This window comes from Bradyrhizobium sp. Tv2a-2 (assembly GCF_000472425.1).
Taxonomy (GTDB): domain Bacteria; phylum Pseudomonadota; class Alphaproteobacteria; order Rhizobiales; family Xanthobacteraceae; genus Bradyrhizobium.
In genome coordinates, this window is record NZ_AXAI01000002.1 from 296,365 (window position 1) to 312,120 (window position 15,756).

At 64.6% G+C, this 15,756-nt stretch carries 17 protein-coding genes; 12 read left to right on the top strand and 5 right to left on the bottom strand.

Annotated features, from left to right (window positions below):
* Positions 1 to 127: 127 nt before the first annotated feature.
* From dctA to A3AI_RS0104910, 4 genes are all read right to left on the bottom strand, one after another.
* Entirely contained in the window at positions 128 to 1,450 is a 1,323-nt protein-coding gene (dctA, locus tag A3AI_RS0104895) for a C4-dicarboxylate transporter DctA (RefSeq protein WP_024514500.1), read from the bottom strand.
* A gap of 155 nt (positions 1,451 to 1,605) precedes the next feature.
* Positions 1,606 to 2,310 carry a DUF1045 domain-containing protein gene (locus A3AI_RS0104900; protein ID WP_024514501.1) on the bottom strand — a complete coding sequence of 235 codons (705 nt, stop codon included), beginning with the start codon at positions 2,308 to 2,310 and terminating at the stop codon, positions 1,606 to 1,608.
* Between the two features lie 20 nt (positions 2,311 to 2,330).
* Positions 2,331 to 3,521, bottom strand: a complete 1,191-nt coding sequence (locus A3AI_RS0104905; RefSeq protein WP_024514502.1) for an alpha-D-ribose 1-methylphosphonate 5-triphosphate diphosphatase — start codon at positions 3,519 to 3,521, stop codon at positions 2,331 to 2,333.
* Positions 3,522 to 3,523: 2 nt separating this feature from the next.
* Positions 3,524 to 4,174: an LbetaH domain-containing protein gene (locus A3AI_RS0104910; protein WP_024514503.1), complete on the bottom strand. Its 651-nt coding sequence runs from the start codon at positions 4,172 to 4,174 to the stop codon at positions 3,524 to 3,526.
* 184 nt (positions 4,175 to 4,358) lie between these two features.
* On the opposite strand from A3AI_RS0104910, the gene phnC reads away from it, so the two are divergent.
* The 4 genes from phnC to phnE (A3AI_RS0104930) all read left to right on the top strand — a co-directional run bounded on the left by phnC (position 4,359) and on the right by phnE (A3AI_RS0104930) (position 7,976).
* Positions 4,359 to 5,171: a phosphonate ABC transporter ATP-binding protein gene (gene phnC / locus A3AI_RS0104915; RefSeq protein WP_024514504.1), complete on the top strand. Its 813-nt coding sequence runs from the start codon at positions 4,359 to 4,361 to the stop codon at positions 5,169 to 5,171.
* A gap of 72 nt (positions 5,172 to 5,243) precedes the next feature.
* A complete protein-coding gene (phnD, locus tag A3AI_RS0104920; protein WP_024514505.1) occupies positions 5,244 to 6,173 on the top strand; it encodes a phosphonate ABC transporter substrate-binding protein in 930 nt (309 codons plus the stop codon).
* A gap of 76 nt (positions 6,174 to 6,249) precedes the next feature.
* Positions 6,250 to 7,134, top strand: a complete 885-nt coding sequence (gene phnE / locus A3AI_RS0104925) for a phosphonate ABC transporter, permease protein PhnE (protein WP_024514506.1) — start codon at positions 6,250 to 6,252, stop codon at positions 7,132 to 7,134.
* Positions 7,135 to 7,139: 5 nt separating this feature from the next.
* Positions 7,140 to 7,976: a phosphonate ABC transporter, permease protein PhnE gene (phnE, locus tag A3AI_RS0104930; RefSeq protein WP_156927660.1), complete on the top strand. Its 837-nt coding sequence runs from the start codon at positions 7,140 to 7,142 to the stop codon at positions 7,974 to 7,976.
* A gap of 547 nt (positions 7,977 to 8,523) precedes the next feature.
* On the opposite strand, the gene phnF is transcribed toward phnE (A3AI_RS0104930), so the two are convergent.
* On the bottom strand, positions 8,524 to 9,249 hold the full coding sequence (gene phnF / locus A3AI_RS0104935; RefSeq protein WP_024514508.1) for a phosphonate metabolism transcriptional regulator PhnF: 726 nt from the start codon (positions 9,247 to 9,249) through the stop codon (positions 8,524 to 8,526).
* Between the two features lie 133 nt (positions 9,250 to 9,382).
* On the opposite strand from phnF, the gene phnG reads away from it, so the two are divergent.
* Genes phnG through phnN form a run of 8 tightly spaced genes read left to right on the top strand, consistent with a single transcriptional unit; the run spans position 9,383 to position 15,741 of the window.
* Positions 9,383 to 9,859 (top strand): phosphonate C-P lyase system protein PhnG, encoded by a 477-nt coding sequence (phnG, locus tag A3AI_RS0104940; RefSeq protein WP_084800844.1) that lies wholly within the window; start codon positions 9,383 to 9,385, stop codon positions 9,857 to 9,859.
* Positions 9,860 to 9,862: 3 nt separating this feature from the next.
* Positions 9,863 to 10,471 carry a phosphonate C-P lyase system protein PhnH gene (gene phnH / locus A3AI_RS0104945; RefSeq protein WP_024514510.1) on the top strand — a complete coding sequence of 203 codons (609 nt, stop codon included), beginning with the start codon at positions 9,863 to 9,865 and terminating at the stop codon, positions 10,469 to 10,471.
* 3 nt (positions 10,472 to 10,474) lie between these two features.
* Positions 10,475 to 11,578: a carbon-phosphorus lyase complex subunit gene (locus A3AI_RS0104950; protein ID WP_024514511.1), complete on the top strand. Its 1,104-nt coding sequence runs from the start codon at positions 10,475 to 10,477 to the stop codon at positions 11,576 to 11,578.
* A complete protein-coding gene (locus tag A3AI_RS0104955) occupies positions 11,575 to 12,459 on the top strand; it encodes an alpha-D-ribose 1-methylphosphonate 5-phosphate C-P-lyase PhnJ (protein ID WP_024514512.1) in 885 nt (294 codons plus the stop codon). The genes A3AI_RS0104950 and A3AI_RS0104955 overlap by 4 nt, the downstream gene beginning before the upstream one ends.
* Positions 12,452 to 13,252: a phosphonate C-P lyase system protein PhnK gene (gene phnK / locus A3AI_RS0104960; protein WP_024514513.1), complete on the top strand. Its 801-nt coding sequence runs from the start codon at positions 12,452 to 12,454 to the stop codon at positions 13,250 to 13,252. Before A3AI_RS0104955 ends, phnK begins: the two co-directional genes overlap by 8 nt.
* Before the next feature lie 9 nt (positions 13,253 to 13,261).
* Positions 13,262 to 13,960 (top strand): phosphonate C-P lyase system protein PhnL, encoded by a 699-nt coding sequence (gene phnL, locus A3AI_RS0104965; protein ID WP_024514514.1) that lies wholly within the window; start codon positions 13,262 to 13,264, stop codon positions 13,958 to 13,960.
* Positions 13,961 to 13,999: 39 nt separating this feature from the next.
* Positions 14,000 to 15,154, top strand: coding sequence for an alpha-D-ribose 1-methylphosphonate 5-triphosphate diphosphatase (locus A3AI_RS0104970; protein ID WP_024514515.1), 1,155 nt, complete (start codon positions 14,000 to 14,002; stop codon positions 15,152 to 15,154).
* Positions 15,151 to 15,741, top strand: coding sequence for a phosphonate metabolism protein/1,5-bisphosphokinase (PRPP-forming) PhnN (gene phnN, locus A3AI_RS0104975; protein ID WP_024514516.1), 591 nt, complete (start codon positions 15,151 to 15,153; stop codon positions 15,739 to 15,741). Before A3AI_RS0104970 ends, phnN begins: the two co-directional genes overlap by 4 nt.
* Positions 15,742 to 15,756: the final 15 nt, after the last annotated feature.

Sequence of the window (15,756 nt, forward strand, 5' to 3'; positions counted from 1 at the left end):
AGAGGTCGGCGCGTAGCGCCGGGTGAGGGGCCGCAGCGCCAACGAGGGACCTGAACCCCTCACCCGATTTGCTGGCGCAAATCGACCTCTCCCTTCGGGAGAGGTGTCGGCGACAGCTCAGCTCCATCTACCCCGCCGTCACGTCGACGTACTCGCCGCCCTCGAGCACTTGGGCTGCCTTGGCGCGATCGAGATCGCCTTCCCATGAGGCAACCACGACGGTTGCGACGCAATTGCCGATGAGGTTGCCGAGCGCGCGGGCCATGCCGATGAACCAGTCGACCGACAGCACCAGCACCAGGCCGATCGCCGGGATGCTCGGCACCGCGTTCAGCGTCGCTGCCAGGATCACGATCGCCGAGCCGGGCACGCCATGCGCGCCCTTGGAGGTGACCAGCGACACGCCGAGCACCAGCAGGAGATCGCCGAGCGAGAGCGGTGTGTTGGTCGCCTGCGCGATGAAGACGACCGCGAGCGTCAGATAGATCGAGAAGGCGTCGAGGTTGAAGGAATAGCCGGTCGGAATGACAAGACCCACGACGGAATCCTTCACCCCCATCCGCTCGAGCTTGCGCATGATCTGCGGCAGCACCGCATCCGACGAGGCGGTCGCCAGCACGATGGTCAGCTCCTCGCGCAGGTAGGCGAGGAATTTGAGGATGTTGATGCCTGCGAGCGCCATCACGCCGCCGAGCACGCCCAGCACGAAGATCGCGACCGAGACGTAGAACAGCATCACCAGCGAGACCAGCTGCTTGAGCGAGCCCACGCCATATTTGCCGACGGTATAGGCGACCGCGCCGAGCACGCCGAGCGGCGCCGTCCGCACGATCAGGCCCATGGCGCGGAACAAGACGGTCGAGACCGCCTCGATCATGGAAGCGACCTTCTCGCCCTTCTCGCCGCCGACCAGGGACAGGCTGACGCCGAAGATGATGGCGAAGAACAAGACCTGCAGCACGTCGTTGCGCGACAACGCATCGAAGGAGGTGGTCGGGATGACGTTCAACAGGAAGGCGCCGATGCCTTCGCCCTTCAGCTTCTGCGCATTGCCGGCATAGGTCGAGAGCGCCTTGGCATCGAGGGTCGAGGGATCGATGTTCATGCCGTGGCCGGGTCCGAACGCGAACGCGAGCAAGAGGCCGACGACCAGCGCGACGGTGGTCATGACCTCGAAATAGACCAGCGCCTTGACGCCGACGCGGCCAACCTTCTTGAGGTCGCCGGCGCCGGCAATGCCATGCACCACGACGCAGAACACGATCGGCGCCACGATCATGGAGATCAGCTTCAGGAAGGCGTCGCTGAGGATCTTCAGGCTGACCGCTAAATCCGGCGTAGCCACGCCGAGCGCGATCCCGAGCGCCAGCGCCGCCAGCACCTGGACGAACAGGGACGTATAGAACGGCTTTCGCAGGGATGTCGTGGTGGTGGTCGTAATGGTCGCCATAGGTCGCTTCCCCGGATGTTGATCGGATCCGTTGCAGCAACAAGCGTGCCAGTTTTCGGGCCGAAGTGCGATCTCTCAGGGCGGTAAAATCAGCGGATTGCCCGGCTTTCGGCTGACGACCGGGATGGCCTCGTGGGCAGCCGGCCGATCCGGCGTCACGCCGCGGGCCGCATGGCCCAGTTGCCGATGATGCGGAAGCGCGCATCGCCTGCGTCCTGCCGGAACAGCGCGATCCGGTCGACCGAAAGGCTGTCGATGCCGGTGGCCGCAAAGCGCCCACGCAGCATGTCGAGCACGCTCCCGCGGCGGGTCGAGTCGAGCCGGCCGGTCAGGGTCATATGGAAGCGGAATTCTTCCATCACATAAGGATAGCCCCAGCGGTCGAGATGATCGCGCTGGCGCCCGGTCAGCTTCTCCGGATTGCGTCGTGCGCGGTCGCGCTCGCTCAGCGCTGCGCGAAAGCCGTCGAAAGCGGTGACGCCGTCGGCCGCGAGCTGCTCCAGCGGCAGCGATCGCTCGGCCGGGATGATTGCGATGAAGCCGCTGATCGAATCGACCACCGGCCTGAAGTTGGGAATGGTGTGCGGCCCAGCCGCGAAAGCGGCGCACGCCGCGACCAGCTCGGCCTCGGTTTTGCCGGGCGCCAGCGCAAACGGCGCCTTCAGCGTGGCGTGGAAACCATATTTGCGGGGATCGCTCGTCACCTCGCGCCAATCCGGGATCGCTTCCGCCACGCCGCCCGGAAAAGGCAGGTCCTCGCCAGTCCAGGCGTCATAGCCCAACAGCTCGGCGCCGAAGCGGTCGAGCGCTGAGCCGCGCGGGGGGGCGTAGTAGATCGCGTAGCGAGGGAATCCGGTCATGCGCTGAGAATAAAGCCGCCTTACTCCGCCGCAACCGCGCGTGCGGCGTTTGTTACGGTGCCGATGCGATCGGCGTCGGTCAGGTGGACCAGCCGGCCGGCTGTGATGACGGCGACAATGCGTGGCCGCAAAGCTGCGGCATCGTCGACCAGGAGGATATCGGCGCGACGCCCTTCGGCGATCTCGCCGCGATCGGAAAGGCCGGTGGCGCGCGCGGGCGCGGCCGAGATCAAATCCCAGGCCTGGGGCAGCGGCCGCACACCATCGGCAGCGAGGCGGAAGGCGGCCAGCAGCGGCGCGGGATAGTAATAGTCCGACGCCAGCACCGAGCAGAGGCCTTTCTCGATCATGTCGGACGCCTTGGTCCAGCCGGTGTGGCTGCCGCCGCGCACGACATTGGGCGCGCCATACACAATGGCGTCGCCGCCGCCGGCCGCCTCGCGCGCGGTCTCTTCGTTGACAGGAAACTCGGCAATGCCGACGCCTTGCGCGCGAAACGCCTGCCGCATCTCCGGGCTGTTGTCGTCATGTGAGAGCATGCGCACGCCGGCTTGTCGCGCGACCTGCGCAAGTCGCGCGATCGAGGCCGGCACCGCGTCGGCGCGCGAGACGATCCGCTCGACCAGTTGGTCGAAGGCTTCGCTGGACAGCCCGGTGCGCTCGACCATGCGGTTGCGCTTGCGCGGCTTGGCAAGGTCCGCGACCGTGCCGTCCATATGGTCGTTGAATGCGAACAGATCGACCCGTCCGTCCCCGAGCCATTGGATGATTTCTTCCTCCGCATCGAGATTGTAGGTCTCGTGCCGCAGATGGAAGCGGGTGTCGGCCTTGAGCTGCGGCCGCAGGCTCTCGATCGCCTCGCACAGCCGCGTGGCATTGTCGCCGGAGCGCAGGCCCGGCTCCCACGACCAGGTCGTTGCGTGAAACACCGTCGTGATGCCGTTGGCGATCGCCTGGTGATCGCTGTCGCACAGCGCCACGTCGATCGGAAAGTCGACGCCCGCGCGCGGCATCATCTGCCGCTCGAAGGCATCGCCGTGCAGGTCGACGATGCCCGGCAGCACCAGAAGATCTCGTGCATCGATGGACAGCGCGCCGCGGCCGCCGGATGCGCCAACGTCGCGAATCCTGCCGCCGGCAATTCGCAGCGAGGTTTCGGTGATGTCGCCGTCAATCAGGGCGCGGCCGCCCTCGATCAGGATGTCAGTCACGTTCAGGCACTTTGCTTCCGGAGAGAGGCTGATTGCGCCTCGTATTTGTCGAGAAATGCCTCGATGGTCAATTTACGGAAATCGGGGAGGGCCATGCGCAGAGCGGCGTGGTCCCAGTTCCACCAGCCAAGCCGCATCAGCCGCCCGGCGATTTCTTCTGAAAACCGTCGCCTGATCGCGCGGGCCGGATTGCCGGCGACGATGGTGTAGTCAGGAACGTCCTTGGTGACGATCGCGCCACCTGCGATCACGGCGCCATGGCCGATGCGGCGGCCCGGCAGCACGATCGCGCCATGGCCAATCCAGACGTCGTGACCGATATGAACGCGATGGCTCTTGCGCCAGGCGAAGAACTCGGCGTCGTCGGCCTCGTCCGCAAAATAGGCGCTGGCGCGATAGGTGAAATGCGCCTGCGTCGCGCGGTGCATCGGATGATTGCCCGGATTGATCCGCGTCATGGCGGCGATCGAACAGAACTTGCCGATCGTGGTGTAGGTCATCTGCGCGTCGTTGACGACGTAGGAATAGTCGCCCATCTCGACATCGAGCAAGATCGTGCGCGCTCCGACCTCGCAATAGATGCCGAACTTTACGTCTTGTACTTTCGCAGTAGGATCGACCGTCGGTTCGATCGCGAGTGCCTTGCCAGCCATTCGGTATTCCATGCGCCAAAGAGTTGAACGCGCTCCTCTTCTTCATGCCTCATGACAGAGGAATGACAGTTCGGTGACAGGCGCTTTGCGGTGTGGATCATAGTCGCAGCGCAGCGCGACTGTCACACGACTGTAGAAAACGAGCGCTAGCGGTGGCCCGAAGACGAACGGACCGGAGCAGCGAATGTTGGTGGTGGAAGGTTTGACGTGCCGTTTCGGTACAAAAGCCGCGGTCGACAGCGCTTCCTTTTCCGTCGCGCCCGGTTCCTTTGTCGGCGTGATCGGCCGCTCCGGCGCCGGCAAGTCGACGCTGCTGCGAACCATCAACCGTCTCACCCCCGCGACCGAAGGCCGCATTCTCTATAACAACGTCGATGTCACCGCGCTGCGCGGCAAGGAGCTGCGGCAATGGCGGGCGCGCTCGGCCATGATCTTCCAGCAGTTCAACCTGGTTGGCCGGCTTGACGTGCTGACCAATGTGCTGATGGGGCGGCTGTCGGAGGTTCCGTTCTGGCGCTCGCTGGCGCAGCTCTGGCCCGAGGAGGATGTCGCAATCGCGATGTCGGCGCTCGACCAGTTCGACATGGCACAACTCGCCGCGCAGCGCGCCGACCAGCTGTCCGGAGGCCAGCAGCAGCGCGTGGCGATCGCGCGCGCGATGGTGCAGCAGCCCGAGATCATCCTCGCAGATGAGCCGATCGCCTCGCTCGATCCCCGCAACACCAAGATCGTGATGGATGCGCTGCTTCGCATCAACAAGCATTTCGGCATCACCGTGCTCTGCAACCTCCATTCGCTCGATCTGGCGCGCAGCTATTGCGACCGCCTGCTCGGCGTGGCCGCGGGCAAGATCGTGTTCGACGGCGCGCCGGCGGAGCTCACCGAGCACGTCGCGCGCGAGCTCTACGATCTCGAGGCCAATGAAGTCTTGGGCGCGGCGCCCACAGACGTCTCGGGCGCAACCGTTCCGGCCCTCAGCAGCGCTGCCGCGGCCTGAAGTCCCGCACTGCCCCGGCCGGGGCGGGCGGTTTTCAAAAGCGTTGACGACCATCAACAACAGGGGTGCTTTATGATCAACCGCAGACTGGTTCTCGCTGGCGTCGCCGCCATGGCGTTCGCGACCTCCGCCTCCGCCGAGGACTGGAAGGCGAAATATCCGGAAATCACCTTCGCCGTGATCCCGGCCGAGAACGGCTCGGGCGTTACCGAACGGTTCACGCCCTTCGTGAACTATCTGTCGAAGGAGCTCGGCATCAAGGTGAACCTGCGGGTTGCGAACGACTACGCCGCGGTGATCGAGGGCCAGCGCGCCGGCAATATCCATATCGGCTATTACGGCCCGGCCTCGTTTGCGCGTGCGCGCCTGACCGGCGTCAAGACCGACGCCTTCGTGATCGACGTCAACTCCGACGGCTCGAAGGGCTATTACTCGGTGTTCTATGTGCTCAACAAGAGCCCGTACCAGAAGCTCGAGGACCTCAAGGGCAAGAATCTCGGTCTGGTCGATCCCAACTCGACATCGGGCAACAACATGCCGCGGTTCAAGATGAACCAGATGGGCATCGATCCCGATCATTTCTTCAACCAGGTCATCTTCACCGGTAGCCACGAGAACGCCGTGCTGGCGCTGGCGCAGGGCACCGTCGACGTCGCCGCCAACTGGTGGAATGCGGAGGATGATTCCAACCTGACGCGCATGCTCGCCAAGAACATGGTGAAGAGCTCGGACGGCACGCCAATGAAGAAGGAGGACTTCCGCACCATCGTGAAGTCCGACCTCATCATCAACTCGCCCTACGCCTATCTCAGCGACCTGCCCGACGACATGAAGGCGGCGATCAAGCAGGCCTTCCTGGACGCGCCGCAGAAGGACGCGGAAGCCTTCAAGAAGCTCTCCGACGGCAAGAACCGGCCGTGGCAGCCCGTTGCCAACGAGGACTACAACAAGACCATCGAGCTGATCAAATTCGTCGACAGCCTGCGCAAGAAGGCGTCCTGATCGATCGGTGGACTGGATTGGCCGGGTCCTTTGCGACCCGGCCTTTTTTCTTTGCAGGCCACCCAGGCAGCCTCCGATGACGACAGCCGTTTCCATTCTCCCACCCCAGCAGCTTGCCGAACTCAATCGCGCCTATCGCAGGGAGGTGGCGCGCAAGCGGCTGCGCACCGCGCTGGCGGCCGCGCTGTTCCTCGCCGCGCTTGTTGTCGCGGCGTTCGGAGCGGAAGTGAACCTGAAGACCTTTTTCACCTACATCGGCAATTTCGCCAGCTATTTCGACCGCATTCTCACGCTCGACAGCGGCGCGCGGGTCTGGACCGATTTCGGCGAATGGTTCTGGGGCTGGCGGAAATGGCTGCACCTGCTCGGCGAGACCATCCTGATCAGCTATGTCGGCACCTTGATCGGGGCAGTGCTCGCATTCGGGCTGAATTTTCTCGCGGCTGAAAACACCTCGCCCGGCCCCGTTCTGCGGTTCGTGGTCCGACGCCTGCTTGAATTCGCCCGCACGGTGCCCTCGATCGTGTTCGCGCTGATCTTTGTCATCGCCTTCGGGCTCGGCCCGATGGCGGGCGTGCTGGCGATCGCCATCCATTGTGTCGGCGCGCTGGGCAAGCAGTATTCCGAAATGGTCGAGAACGCCGACATGAAGCCGGTCGAGGGCATCCGCTCCACCGGCGCGAGCTGGATCAGCTGCATGCGCTTTGCCGTGTTGCCGCAAGTGATCGCGGGCTATGCGAGCTACACGCTGTTAAGGCTCGAGATCAATGTCCGCGAGGCGTCGGTGATGGGGTTTGTCGGCGCCGGCGGCATCGGCCAGGAGCTCGTGGTCGCGATCCGCAAATTCTATTACTCCGACGTCAGCGCGATCCTGTTGACGATCATCCTGACAGTGTTCGTCATCGACATCGCCACCGGCTGGCTGCGCAGCCGCCTGTTCGGCAGGGAGGCGCGGACGTGAGCCAGATGCCGGCGGCGGATCGTAATGCTTTGCAGGCGCGTTACCCCGAAATCTTCAAGCGACCGGCCTCCGCGCGGCTCGCCATGCCCGCGATGCTGCTGGCGGCACTCGCCATCTTCGGCTTCGGCCTGGTCGATCTCGACTTCTCGCCGACACGGCTGATCGCAGGACTGCATCAGCTTGGCTGGATCACCATGATGATGCTGCCGCCCGATCCCGGCTCCTCGCTGCCGCTTTATCTGAAGGCGCTCGGCGAGACGTTGTCGATCGCGCTGCTCGGCACCACGCTTGCGGCGATCATGGCACTGCCGGTGAGTTTGATCGCGGCGCGCAACATCGTGCCCGACGTGGTGCGCTTCCCGGTGCGGCGCTTCCTGGATTCCGTCCGCGGCATCGATACGCTGATCTGGGCCCTGGTGTGGATCAATGTCGTCGGCCTCGGTCCCTTCGCCGGCGTGCTCGCGATCGCGGTGTCGGATTTCGGCGCGTTCGGCAAACTGTTTTCGGAAGCCGTCGAAGGCGCCGATCGCAAACAGGTTGAGGGCATCCGCGCCTCCGGCGGCACGACGTTGCACGAAATCCGCTTCGGCCTGATGCCGCAGGTGCTGCCTGTCATTGCCGGCCAGGTGCTCTATTTCATCGAATCCAACACCCGCTCGGCGACCATCATCGGAATCGTCGGCGCCGGTGGCATCGGACTGCAGCTCGCCGAGCAGATCCGGGTGCTGGAGTGGCAGAAGGTGTCGTTCCTGATTCTGATGATCCTGGTCGCGGTCGCCGCCATCGACTGGATCTCCGGCAAGCTGCGCTTTGCCATCATCGGCCGCCGCGCCGTGGCGTGATCGAACTTTGCCCGTCGTGTTAATCTGTCGCATTCCGTCGGGTTGACGATTCCGAAAATCAGAAGTATTCTTGCCGCTATCCCGCCTCGCTTTGCAGAGGGGCGTATCGCGGTCGTCACGACACGTGAGGCGGGATGCGGTGGACGCGGATGTGCTGACCGACGAGCGGCGCATGATGCGGACGGCGAAGTCGTGTGGTCCTGGCGCGCCCATGCAGGCGCCAAGTTGGCGACAATGCTAGCGCATTGCGCCGGCGACAGTGGCAAACGCTGGTTCACTGGGGAGAGCGCGTATAAGCCGTAAACCATCGCGCAGGGAAGGCCGGTGTGATCACCGCCTGTACCTGTGGTTTTCGCGCTCGCGCAAACTTTCTTTGCGCGGGAGCCTCGGGTGCAGCGGCCACCCGGCTTTCCCTGCGCCCTCTCACTTCCAGGGAGGGTGATCGTTGTCAGAGCTCGGGCGAATTCCGTCGCGAGACTGCAGCTCCATGTTCTCTCTCGGTGTCATGCCGCGCCCGGCCGATGATAGCGGAATGTGCTGTGGGAGTTCAGCTCTCCACCAGAAATTCGACGCGCTCTGCGGCAAAGCGCGAGCGCTTGGTCACCAGCGGCTTGCCATCGCCATCGACGTCGGTCGCATCGACCACCAGCACGGGACGGCCAAGAGCAAGGTCGAGCCGCGCGGCGTCGGTCGCTTCTGCAATCGCGGCCCTGATCCGGGTCGACCCGCGGCGAAAGTCGCGCACCCCGTAATGGTCGAGCAGCCTGGTCATCGAGCGCACACTGGCGAACACGCGGCCCGCGTCCGGGAATTTCTCGACCGAAAGCCATGTGGTACTGACGCAGATCGGCGCGCGGTCGGCCAGTCGTACCGCCTCGATGCGGACCAGCAGCGCTCCGGTTCTCACAGCCAGCAATCGTGCGAGTTCGCGCGTAGCCGGCTCTTCGCTCGCCTCGATCAATTGCCCGCGCGGTTCGCGGCCGCCGGCGCCGACGATCTCGGAAAATCGTGTCCGCGAGCGCAAAGGATAGGCGAGGCGAGGCGCTTCCACATAGGTGCCGCTGCCGCGTTCGGCGCGCACCAGACCGCGCTCGGAGAGCGCTGCCAGCGCCCGCCGCACGGTGTGGCGATTGACGCGATAAGCTTCCGCGATTTCGACTTCGCCGGGCAGTCGCTCTCCAGCCGCATACCGGCCTTCGGCAATGCCGCGCTCGATGCCATCCGCGACCTGACGCCACAGGGCGACGCCGGAACCCGTGTCCTGCAAGCTCATGGAGCGACGCTATCACTCTGTAGTGCGAAAATCACGTGTTTGTCACGAAACAGTCATGGCGTTTCATTATCGAGTTGTCTAGTATCATAGACAACTTGAATCACGCAAGAGAAACCAGGCGTCGAGGCCGATGATGAACTCCCGGAATCGGATGCTGCAGGACGAAAATCCTGATGTCGCGCGGCGCAGGGCGGCGATGGCCGTGCTGGCGCGTGCCGCGAGCGAAGAGATTGCGGCCTGTCTCGAAGGGATCGCTTTGCCCGCCTTCGAAAACCTGCGCGAGGCGGAGAGTGGCCTTGTCATGGTCCGCGGCCGCATCGGCGGCGATGGCGCGCCGTTCAATCTTGGAGAGGCTACAGTGGCGCGGGCGGCGGTGCGGCTTGCGAGTGGCGAGATCGGCTTCGGCTACACGCTCGGCCGCAACAAGGACAAGGCGCTGATGATCGCGCTGTGCGACGCGCTGGTGCAATCCGGCGAGTTTGCAGGTGTGGTCGAGACAAAGGTGATCGCGCCGTTGCGTACGGCTCACCTTGCCAGACAACAGCGGCAGGCCGCGCAGACGGCGGCCACCAAGGTCGATTTCTACACCATGGTTCGCGGTGAGGGGTGAGTGATGACGACGATCGCCGAACTGCCCGCAGGTTTCGCCGACAAGGTGTTGTCGGCTCAGACGACGTTCCGCTCGGTGATGGAGGCGATGGCGCGCCCGGGCTCCGTGCAGCGCGTGATCGCTTCCGTTGACACGCCGCCGCATCTGATGCGCGGCACGGCCGCGATCGCGCTGACGCTGTTCGATCACGACACCCCGGTCTGGCTCGATTCCATGCTTGCGGAAACGACTGAAGTGAAGATGTGGCTCAAGTTCCATAGCGGCGCACCGGTCATTTCCGATGCTTCCGTCGCGAGCTTTGCCCTCGTCAGCGAGGGAGCTGCGCTGCCGCAGCTCGATTGCTTTGCGTTTGGCAGCAACGAATATCCTGACAGGTCGACGACGGTCATCCTGCAGGTCGACAGCCTGATGCACGGGCCGCAATACGAATTGAGCGGCCCCGGCATCGACGGCCGCGCGATTCTGCAGGCCTCGTTCAAGCCGAACGACCTGTTCGAGCGGCTCGCCATCAATGTCGCGTTGTTCCCGCGCGGCATCGATGTCGTGCTGGTCGCCGATGATGCGATTGTCGCAATCCCGCGCACGACGCGCTGTGTCGGTTACGGAGGTTGACGGATGTATGTTGCGGTCAAGGGCGGCGAACGCGCAATCGAGAACGCTCACCGCCTGCTGGCGCATGAGCGGCGGGGCGACAGGGATCTGCCCGAGATCACGCTGCCGCAGATCTCCGAGCAGCTCGCGCTCGCGGTCGATCGCGTGATGGCCGAAGGCTCGCTCTATGACCGCGAGCTTGCAGCGCTCGCCATCAAGCAGGCGCGCGGCGACATGATCGAGGCGATCTTCCTGGTGCGCGCCTTCCGCGCCACCCTTCCACGCTTCGGCGCGACCGAACCGATCGACACCGGGCGGATGCAGGTGCGGCGGCGCGTCTCCTCGACTTTCAAGGACATTCCGGGCGGCCAGATCCTCGGGCCGACCTTCGACTACACCCATCGCTTGCTCGATCCGCAGCTTGCAGAAGGCTTCGTTCCCGATGAGCCAGCGATGGCCGCCGCGCTGGAAGGTGCCACTCCCCGCGTGACGGATATTCTCGGCCGCGACGGCTTGATCGAGCCCTCGCCGCAGGGCGAGGCCGATCGGCCGGTCGGCGATCTCACGCGCGAGCCTTTGAGCTTCCCGGCCGATCGCGATCTGCGCCTGCAGAACCTCGCGCGCGCCGACGAGGGTTTCCTGCTCGCGCTCGGCTATTCCACGCAGCGCGGCTACGGCCGCAACCATCCCTTTGCCGGCGAGATCCGTTTCGGTGAGATCGAGGTCGAATTCTTCGCCGAGGATGTCGGCTTTGCGGTGCCGTTGGGATCGATCGAGCTCACCGAGTGCCAGATGGTGAACCAGTTCAAGGGCTCGGCCACGGAAGCGCCGTGCTTCACCCGTGGCTATGGCGCAGCCTTCGGGCAAAGCGAGCGCAAGACCATGTCGATGGCGCTGGTCGACCGCAGCTTGCGGGCCCGCGAACTCGGCGAGGAGGTGCTCGCGCCGGCGCAGGACGAGGAGTTCGTGATGTCGCACTCGGACAATGTACAGGCGACCGGCTTTGTCGAGCATCTGAAGCTGCCGCATTATGTCGACTTCCAATCCGAGCTCGGCCTGTTGCGCAAGCTCCGCAAGGAATTTGCCGACGTACAAGGCAATGAGGAGTTGCAGGAGGCCGCGGAATGAACGCGCCGGCCTACAATTTCGCCTATCTCGACGAGCAGACCAAGCGGATGATCCGCCGTGCCATCCTGAAGGCGATCGCAATTCCGGGTTATCAGGTGCCGTTCGCCAGCCGCGAAATGCCGATGCCCTATGGTTGGGGCACCGGCGGCGTGCAGGTCACGGCCGCGATCCTCGGGCCCGATGACACGTTGAAGGTGATCGACCAGGGCTCCGACGACACTACCAACGCGATATCGATCCGCAAGTTTTTCGAGAAGACGGCCGGCGTTGCAGCCACCACGTCAACTCTGGACGCAACCGTGATCCAGACGCGGCACCGCATCCCGGAAGCGACGCTGCATGCGGGGCAGGTGCTGGTCTACCAGGTACCGATCCCGGAACCCTTGCGCTTCCTCGAGCCGCGCGAGACCGAGACACGGCGCATGCATGCGCTCGGCGAATACGGGCTGATGCATGTCAAGCTCTACGAGGACATCGCGCGCTTCGGACATATCGCGACCGCTTATGCCTATCCGGTGAAGGTCAACGAGCGCTATGTAATGGACCCGTCGCCGACGCCGAAATTCGACAATCCCAAGATGGACAATTGCGCGGCGTTGCAGCTGTTCGGCGCGGGGCGCGAAAAGCGCATCTATGCCGTTCCGCCCTACACCAAGGTGGTGTCGCTCGATTTCGAGGATCATCCGTTCAGCCGCTACCGCTTCGATGCGCCATGTGCGCTGTGCGGCTCGGAGGATAGCTATCTCGACGAGATCGTCACGGACGATAAGGGCGGGCGAATGTTCGTCTGCTCCGATACTGATCATTGCGAGAGCCGGCAGGCGCAGGGTCATCGCGGCACCGAGAGCGCGGCGCCGCACAAGGAGGCGCGTCATGGCTGAGACGAATGACGGCCTTGCTTCAGACGAGCCGCTGCTGGTCGTGGATGGTTTAGCCAAGAATTACGGCAGGCTCACCGCCTGCCGCGATGTCTCATTCACGCTCTACCCAGGCGAGGTGCTGGCGATTGTCGGCGAATCCGGGTCCGGCAAGTCGACGCTGCTGCAGCTGTTGTCGGCGCAGCTTGCCCCGACATCCGGGCGCGTGTCCTATCGCATGCGCGACGGCGTGTTGCGCGATCTGGCGACGCTTGGCGAGGCCGAGCGGCGTTTCCTGTTCCGCACCGACTGGGGCTATGTGCACCAGGATCCGGCGCAGGGCCTGCGCATGGCGGTCTCCGCCGGCGCCAATGTCGGCGAGCGGCTGATGGCGGTGGGCTGGAATCATTACGGCCGTATCCGCGACGCCGCCTCGAGCTGGCTTGAGCGGGTCGAGATCGACACCGCGCGCATCGACGATGCGCCGCGCACCTATTCGGGCGGCATGCGCCAGCGTCTGCAGATCGCGCGCAACCTCGTCACCGAGCCGCGCCTCGTCTTCATGGACGAGCCGACCGGCGGGCTCGATGTCTCGGTGCAGGCGCGCCTGCTCGATCTCGTGCGCAGCCTGGTGAACGAGCTTGGACTTGCCGCGATCGTGGTCACCCACGATCTTGCGGTGGCACGGCTGTTGTCGCACCGGGTGATGGTGATGAAGGCCGGCCACGTCATCGAGACGGGGTTGACCGACCAGGTGCTCGACGATCCGCGCGAGCCCTATACCCAGCTTCTCGTCTCCTCGATCCTGCCTCCATAGGGACTTCCGATGACTGCGATGATCGAGATCAACAATGCGGAAAAGACCTTTACCATGCATCTGCAGGGCGGGGTTAGGCTGCCCGTGGTGAGCGGGGTGTCGTTCGACGTCAATGCCGGCGAGTGCGTGGTGCTGGCGGGGCCGAGCGGCGCCGGCAAATCGTCGATCCTGAAGATGATCTTCGGCAATTACCGCTGCGACGGCGGGCGTATCGGGATTCGTCATCAGGGCGCGCTGCTCGATCTGGCCCGCGCCGAACCGCGCGAGATCCTGTCGGTCCGCCGCGCCACGATTGGTTATGTCACCCAGTTCCTGCGTGCCGTGCCGCGGGTGCCGACCATCGACGTGGTGGCTGAGCCGTTGCTTGCGACAGGCGTGTCACGTGACGAGGCGCGCCAGCGCGCGGCGCAACTGCTGCGCCGCGTCAACATTCCCGAACGTCTCTGGTCGTTGCCGCCATCGACCTTCTCGGGCGGCGAGCAGCAGCGTGTCAATATCGCGCGGGGTTTCATTTCTGACCACCCGATCCTCCTGCTCGACGAGCCGACCGCATCGCTTGACGCGAAGAACCGCGAAATCGTGGTTGAGCTGATCGCCGCAAAGAAGCGCGCAGGCGTCGCCATCGTCGCGATCGTACACGACGACGAGGTCCGTCACGCCATCGCCGACCGTATCGTGGATGTCACAACGTTTGCTGCTGCAGCATGACGCCATGGATTTTTAAGGGAAATTGAAGAGAGATCTGAAATGACTACGCGCCGAGATACTGTCATAGGCAACGCCCGTATCGTGCTGGCGGAGCGCGTGATCGAGCACGGCTGGATCGCGCTGGTCGCTGGCCGCATCGCCGAAATCGGCGAGGGCAAGGCCCCCGAGGCAGGCGTGGACGCCGCCGGCGACCTGATCATGCCCGGCCTCATCGAGCTCCACACCGACCACCTCGAGGCGCATTACGTGCCGCGGCCGAAGGTGTTCTGGAATCCAGTCGCGGCCGTGATTTCCTATGACGGCCAGCTCGCGACATCGGGGATCACCACGGTGCTGGATTCGCTGCGGGTCTGGCGCGAGGACGGTGCTGAGGAGGTCGATGGCCGCGCCGTTGTGCTGGCGGAAGCGATTGCGTCAGCTCGCGAGGCGAGCCTGTTGCGCGCCGATCACTTCCTGCATCTGCGCTGCGAAATTCCGATGCCGAGCGTGGTCGAGGAGGCGAAGGAGCTGGTCGGTCGTCCCGAGGTGAGGCTGATGTCGCTGATGGACCACACGCCGGGGCAGCGGCAGTTCCGCGACGAAGCCAAGCTCCGCGATTATTATCGGGGCAAAGGTGGCGGCAAGACCGACGCCGAGCTCGACGTGCTGTTCGAGCGGCGGCTGGCCTATCAGAAGGCCTATGCCGCCGACAACATGCGGTCGATCGTCGCGTTGGCGCATCAATACGCGGTTCCACTTGCGAGCCACGACGATACCACGGCAGAGAATGTCGCCGACGCCGTGCGCGATCACGTCGCGGTCGGGGAATTTCCGACCACAATGGAGGCCGCACGCGGCCTGCACGAGGCCGGGATCGGCATTCTCATGGGCGCGCCGAACGTGGTGCGCGGCGGCTCGCATTCCGGCAACATCGCCGCGGTCGATCTCGCCTGCGAAGGGCTCCTGGACATCTTGTCGTCCGACTATATTCCGTCGAGCCTGTTGATGGCCGCGCTGCAACTGCCGCGGCGCGTGCCGACCATCGATCTCGCCTCCGCGGTGCGCACCGTGACCAAGGCGCCTGCGGAAGCAGTGAGGCTCACCGATCGCGGCGAGATTGCACGAGGCAAGCGCGCCGATCTCATCCGCGTGCATGTTGCAGGCGAGGTTCCGGTGGTGCGCAGCGTCTGGCGCGAAGGGGATCGGGTGGCATGAGCGAGCTGCCAGCGATCTCGCCCGCACAAGCGACAGCGATCGGGCCAGGCCGGCTCGTCCTCGTAGTTGGCCCGAGCGGCGCGGGCAAGGATACCTTGCTCGGGCTTGCCAAGGCTGCTTGCGCCGACGGCGATGTCGTGTTCGCGCGTCGCGTTGTGACGCGAGAGGCGTCCTCCTTCGAGGACAATGCGCAGCTGTCCGACGCAGATTTTCTCGCAGCGGTTGGGCGGGGCGAATTCGCGATGCATTGGGAGGCGCACGGTCATCGCTATGGCCTGCCGCGCGAAATCGACGACGACATTCGCGCCGGGCGAACGGTGGTCGGCAATGTCTCCCGCACGGTGATCGAGCCGATGCGGCGCGCTTACGCCAATGTCGTGGTCGTCGCCATTACCGCGCCTGCGGATGTGCTGGCGCAGCGCATCGCCATGCGGGCGCGAGCCAGCGACGGCGCGTCGCCGGATCGGCTGACGCGGAAACTCGCCGATGATGCGGCGCCGGACAAGACCATCGTGAATGTCGGTAGCGCCGACTTCCATGCGCGCCAGTTCGTGCAGATCATCCGGGGCAGGCGGGTTGACGAATAGGCTGACAAACGAGGG

Excerpts from the sequence above, each read along its gene's own strand:
- dctA (WP_024514500.1), bottom strand. The coding sequence starts at position 1,450 with ATGGCGACCATTACGACCACCACCACGACATCCCTGCGAAAGCCGTTC.
- A3AI_RS0104900 (WP_024514501.1), bottom strand. The coding sequence starts at position 2,310 with ATGACCGGATTCCCTCGCTACGCGATCTACTACGCCCCCCCGCGCGGC.
- A3AI_RS0104910 (WP_024514503.1), bottom strand. The coding sequence starts at position 4,174 with ATGGCTGGCAAGGCACTCGCGATCGAACCGACGGTCGATCCTACTGCG.
- phnC (WP_024514504.1), top strand. The coding sequence starts at position 4,359 with ATGTTGGTGGTGGAAGGTTTGACGTGCCGTTTCGGTACAAAAGCCGCG.
- phnD (WP_024514505.1), top strand. The coding sequence starts at position 5,244 with ATGATCAACCGCAGACTGGTTCTCGCTGGCGTCGCCGCCATGGCGTTC.
- phnE (WP_024514506.1), top strand. The coding sequence starts at position 6,250 with ATGACGACAGCCGTTTCCATTCTCCCACCCCAGCAGCTTGCCGAACTC.
- phnE (WP_156927660.1), top strand. The coding sequence starts at position 7,140 with ATGCCGGCGGCGGATCGTAATGCTTTGCAGGCGCGTTACCCCGAAATC.
- phnF (WP_024514508.1), bottom strand. The coding sequence starts at position 9,249 with ATGAGCTTGCAGGACACGGGTTCCGGCGTCGCCCTGTGGCGTCAGGTC.
- phnG (WP_084800844.1), top strand. The coding sequence starts at position 9,383 with ATGAACTCCCGGAATCGGATGCTGCAGGACGAAAATCCTGATGTCGCG.
- phnH (WP_024514510.1), top strand. The coding sequence starts at position 9,863 with ATGACGACGATCGCCGAACTGCCCGCAGGTTTCGCCGACAAGGTGTTG.
- A3AI_RS0104950 (WP_024514511.1), top strand. The coding sequence starts at position 10,475 with ATGTATGTTGCGGTCAAGGGCGGCGAACGCGCAATCGAGAACGCTCAC.
- A3AI_RS0104955 (WP_024514512.1), top strand. The coding sequence starts at position 11,575 with ATGAACGCGCCGGCCTACAATTTCGCCTATCTCGACGAGCAGACCAAG.
- phnK (WP_024514513.1), top strand. The coding sequence starts at position 12,452 with ATGGCTGAGACGAATGACGGCCTTGCTTCAGACGAGCCGCTGCTGGTC.
- phnL (WP_024514514.1), top strand. The coding sequence starts at position 13,262 with ATGACTGCGATGATCGAGATCAACAATGCGGAAAAGACCTTTACCATG.
- A3AI_RS0104970 (WP_024514515.1), top strand. The coding sequence starts at position 14,000 with ATGACTACGCGCCGAGATACTGTCATAGGCAACGCCCGTATCGTGCTG.
- phnN (WP_024514516.1), top strand. The coding sequence starts at position 15,151 with ATGAGCGAGCTGCCAGCGATCTCGCCCGCACAAGCGACAGCGATCGGG.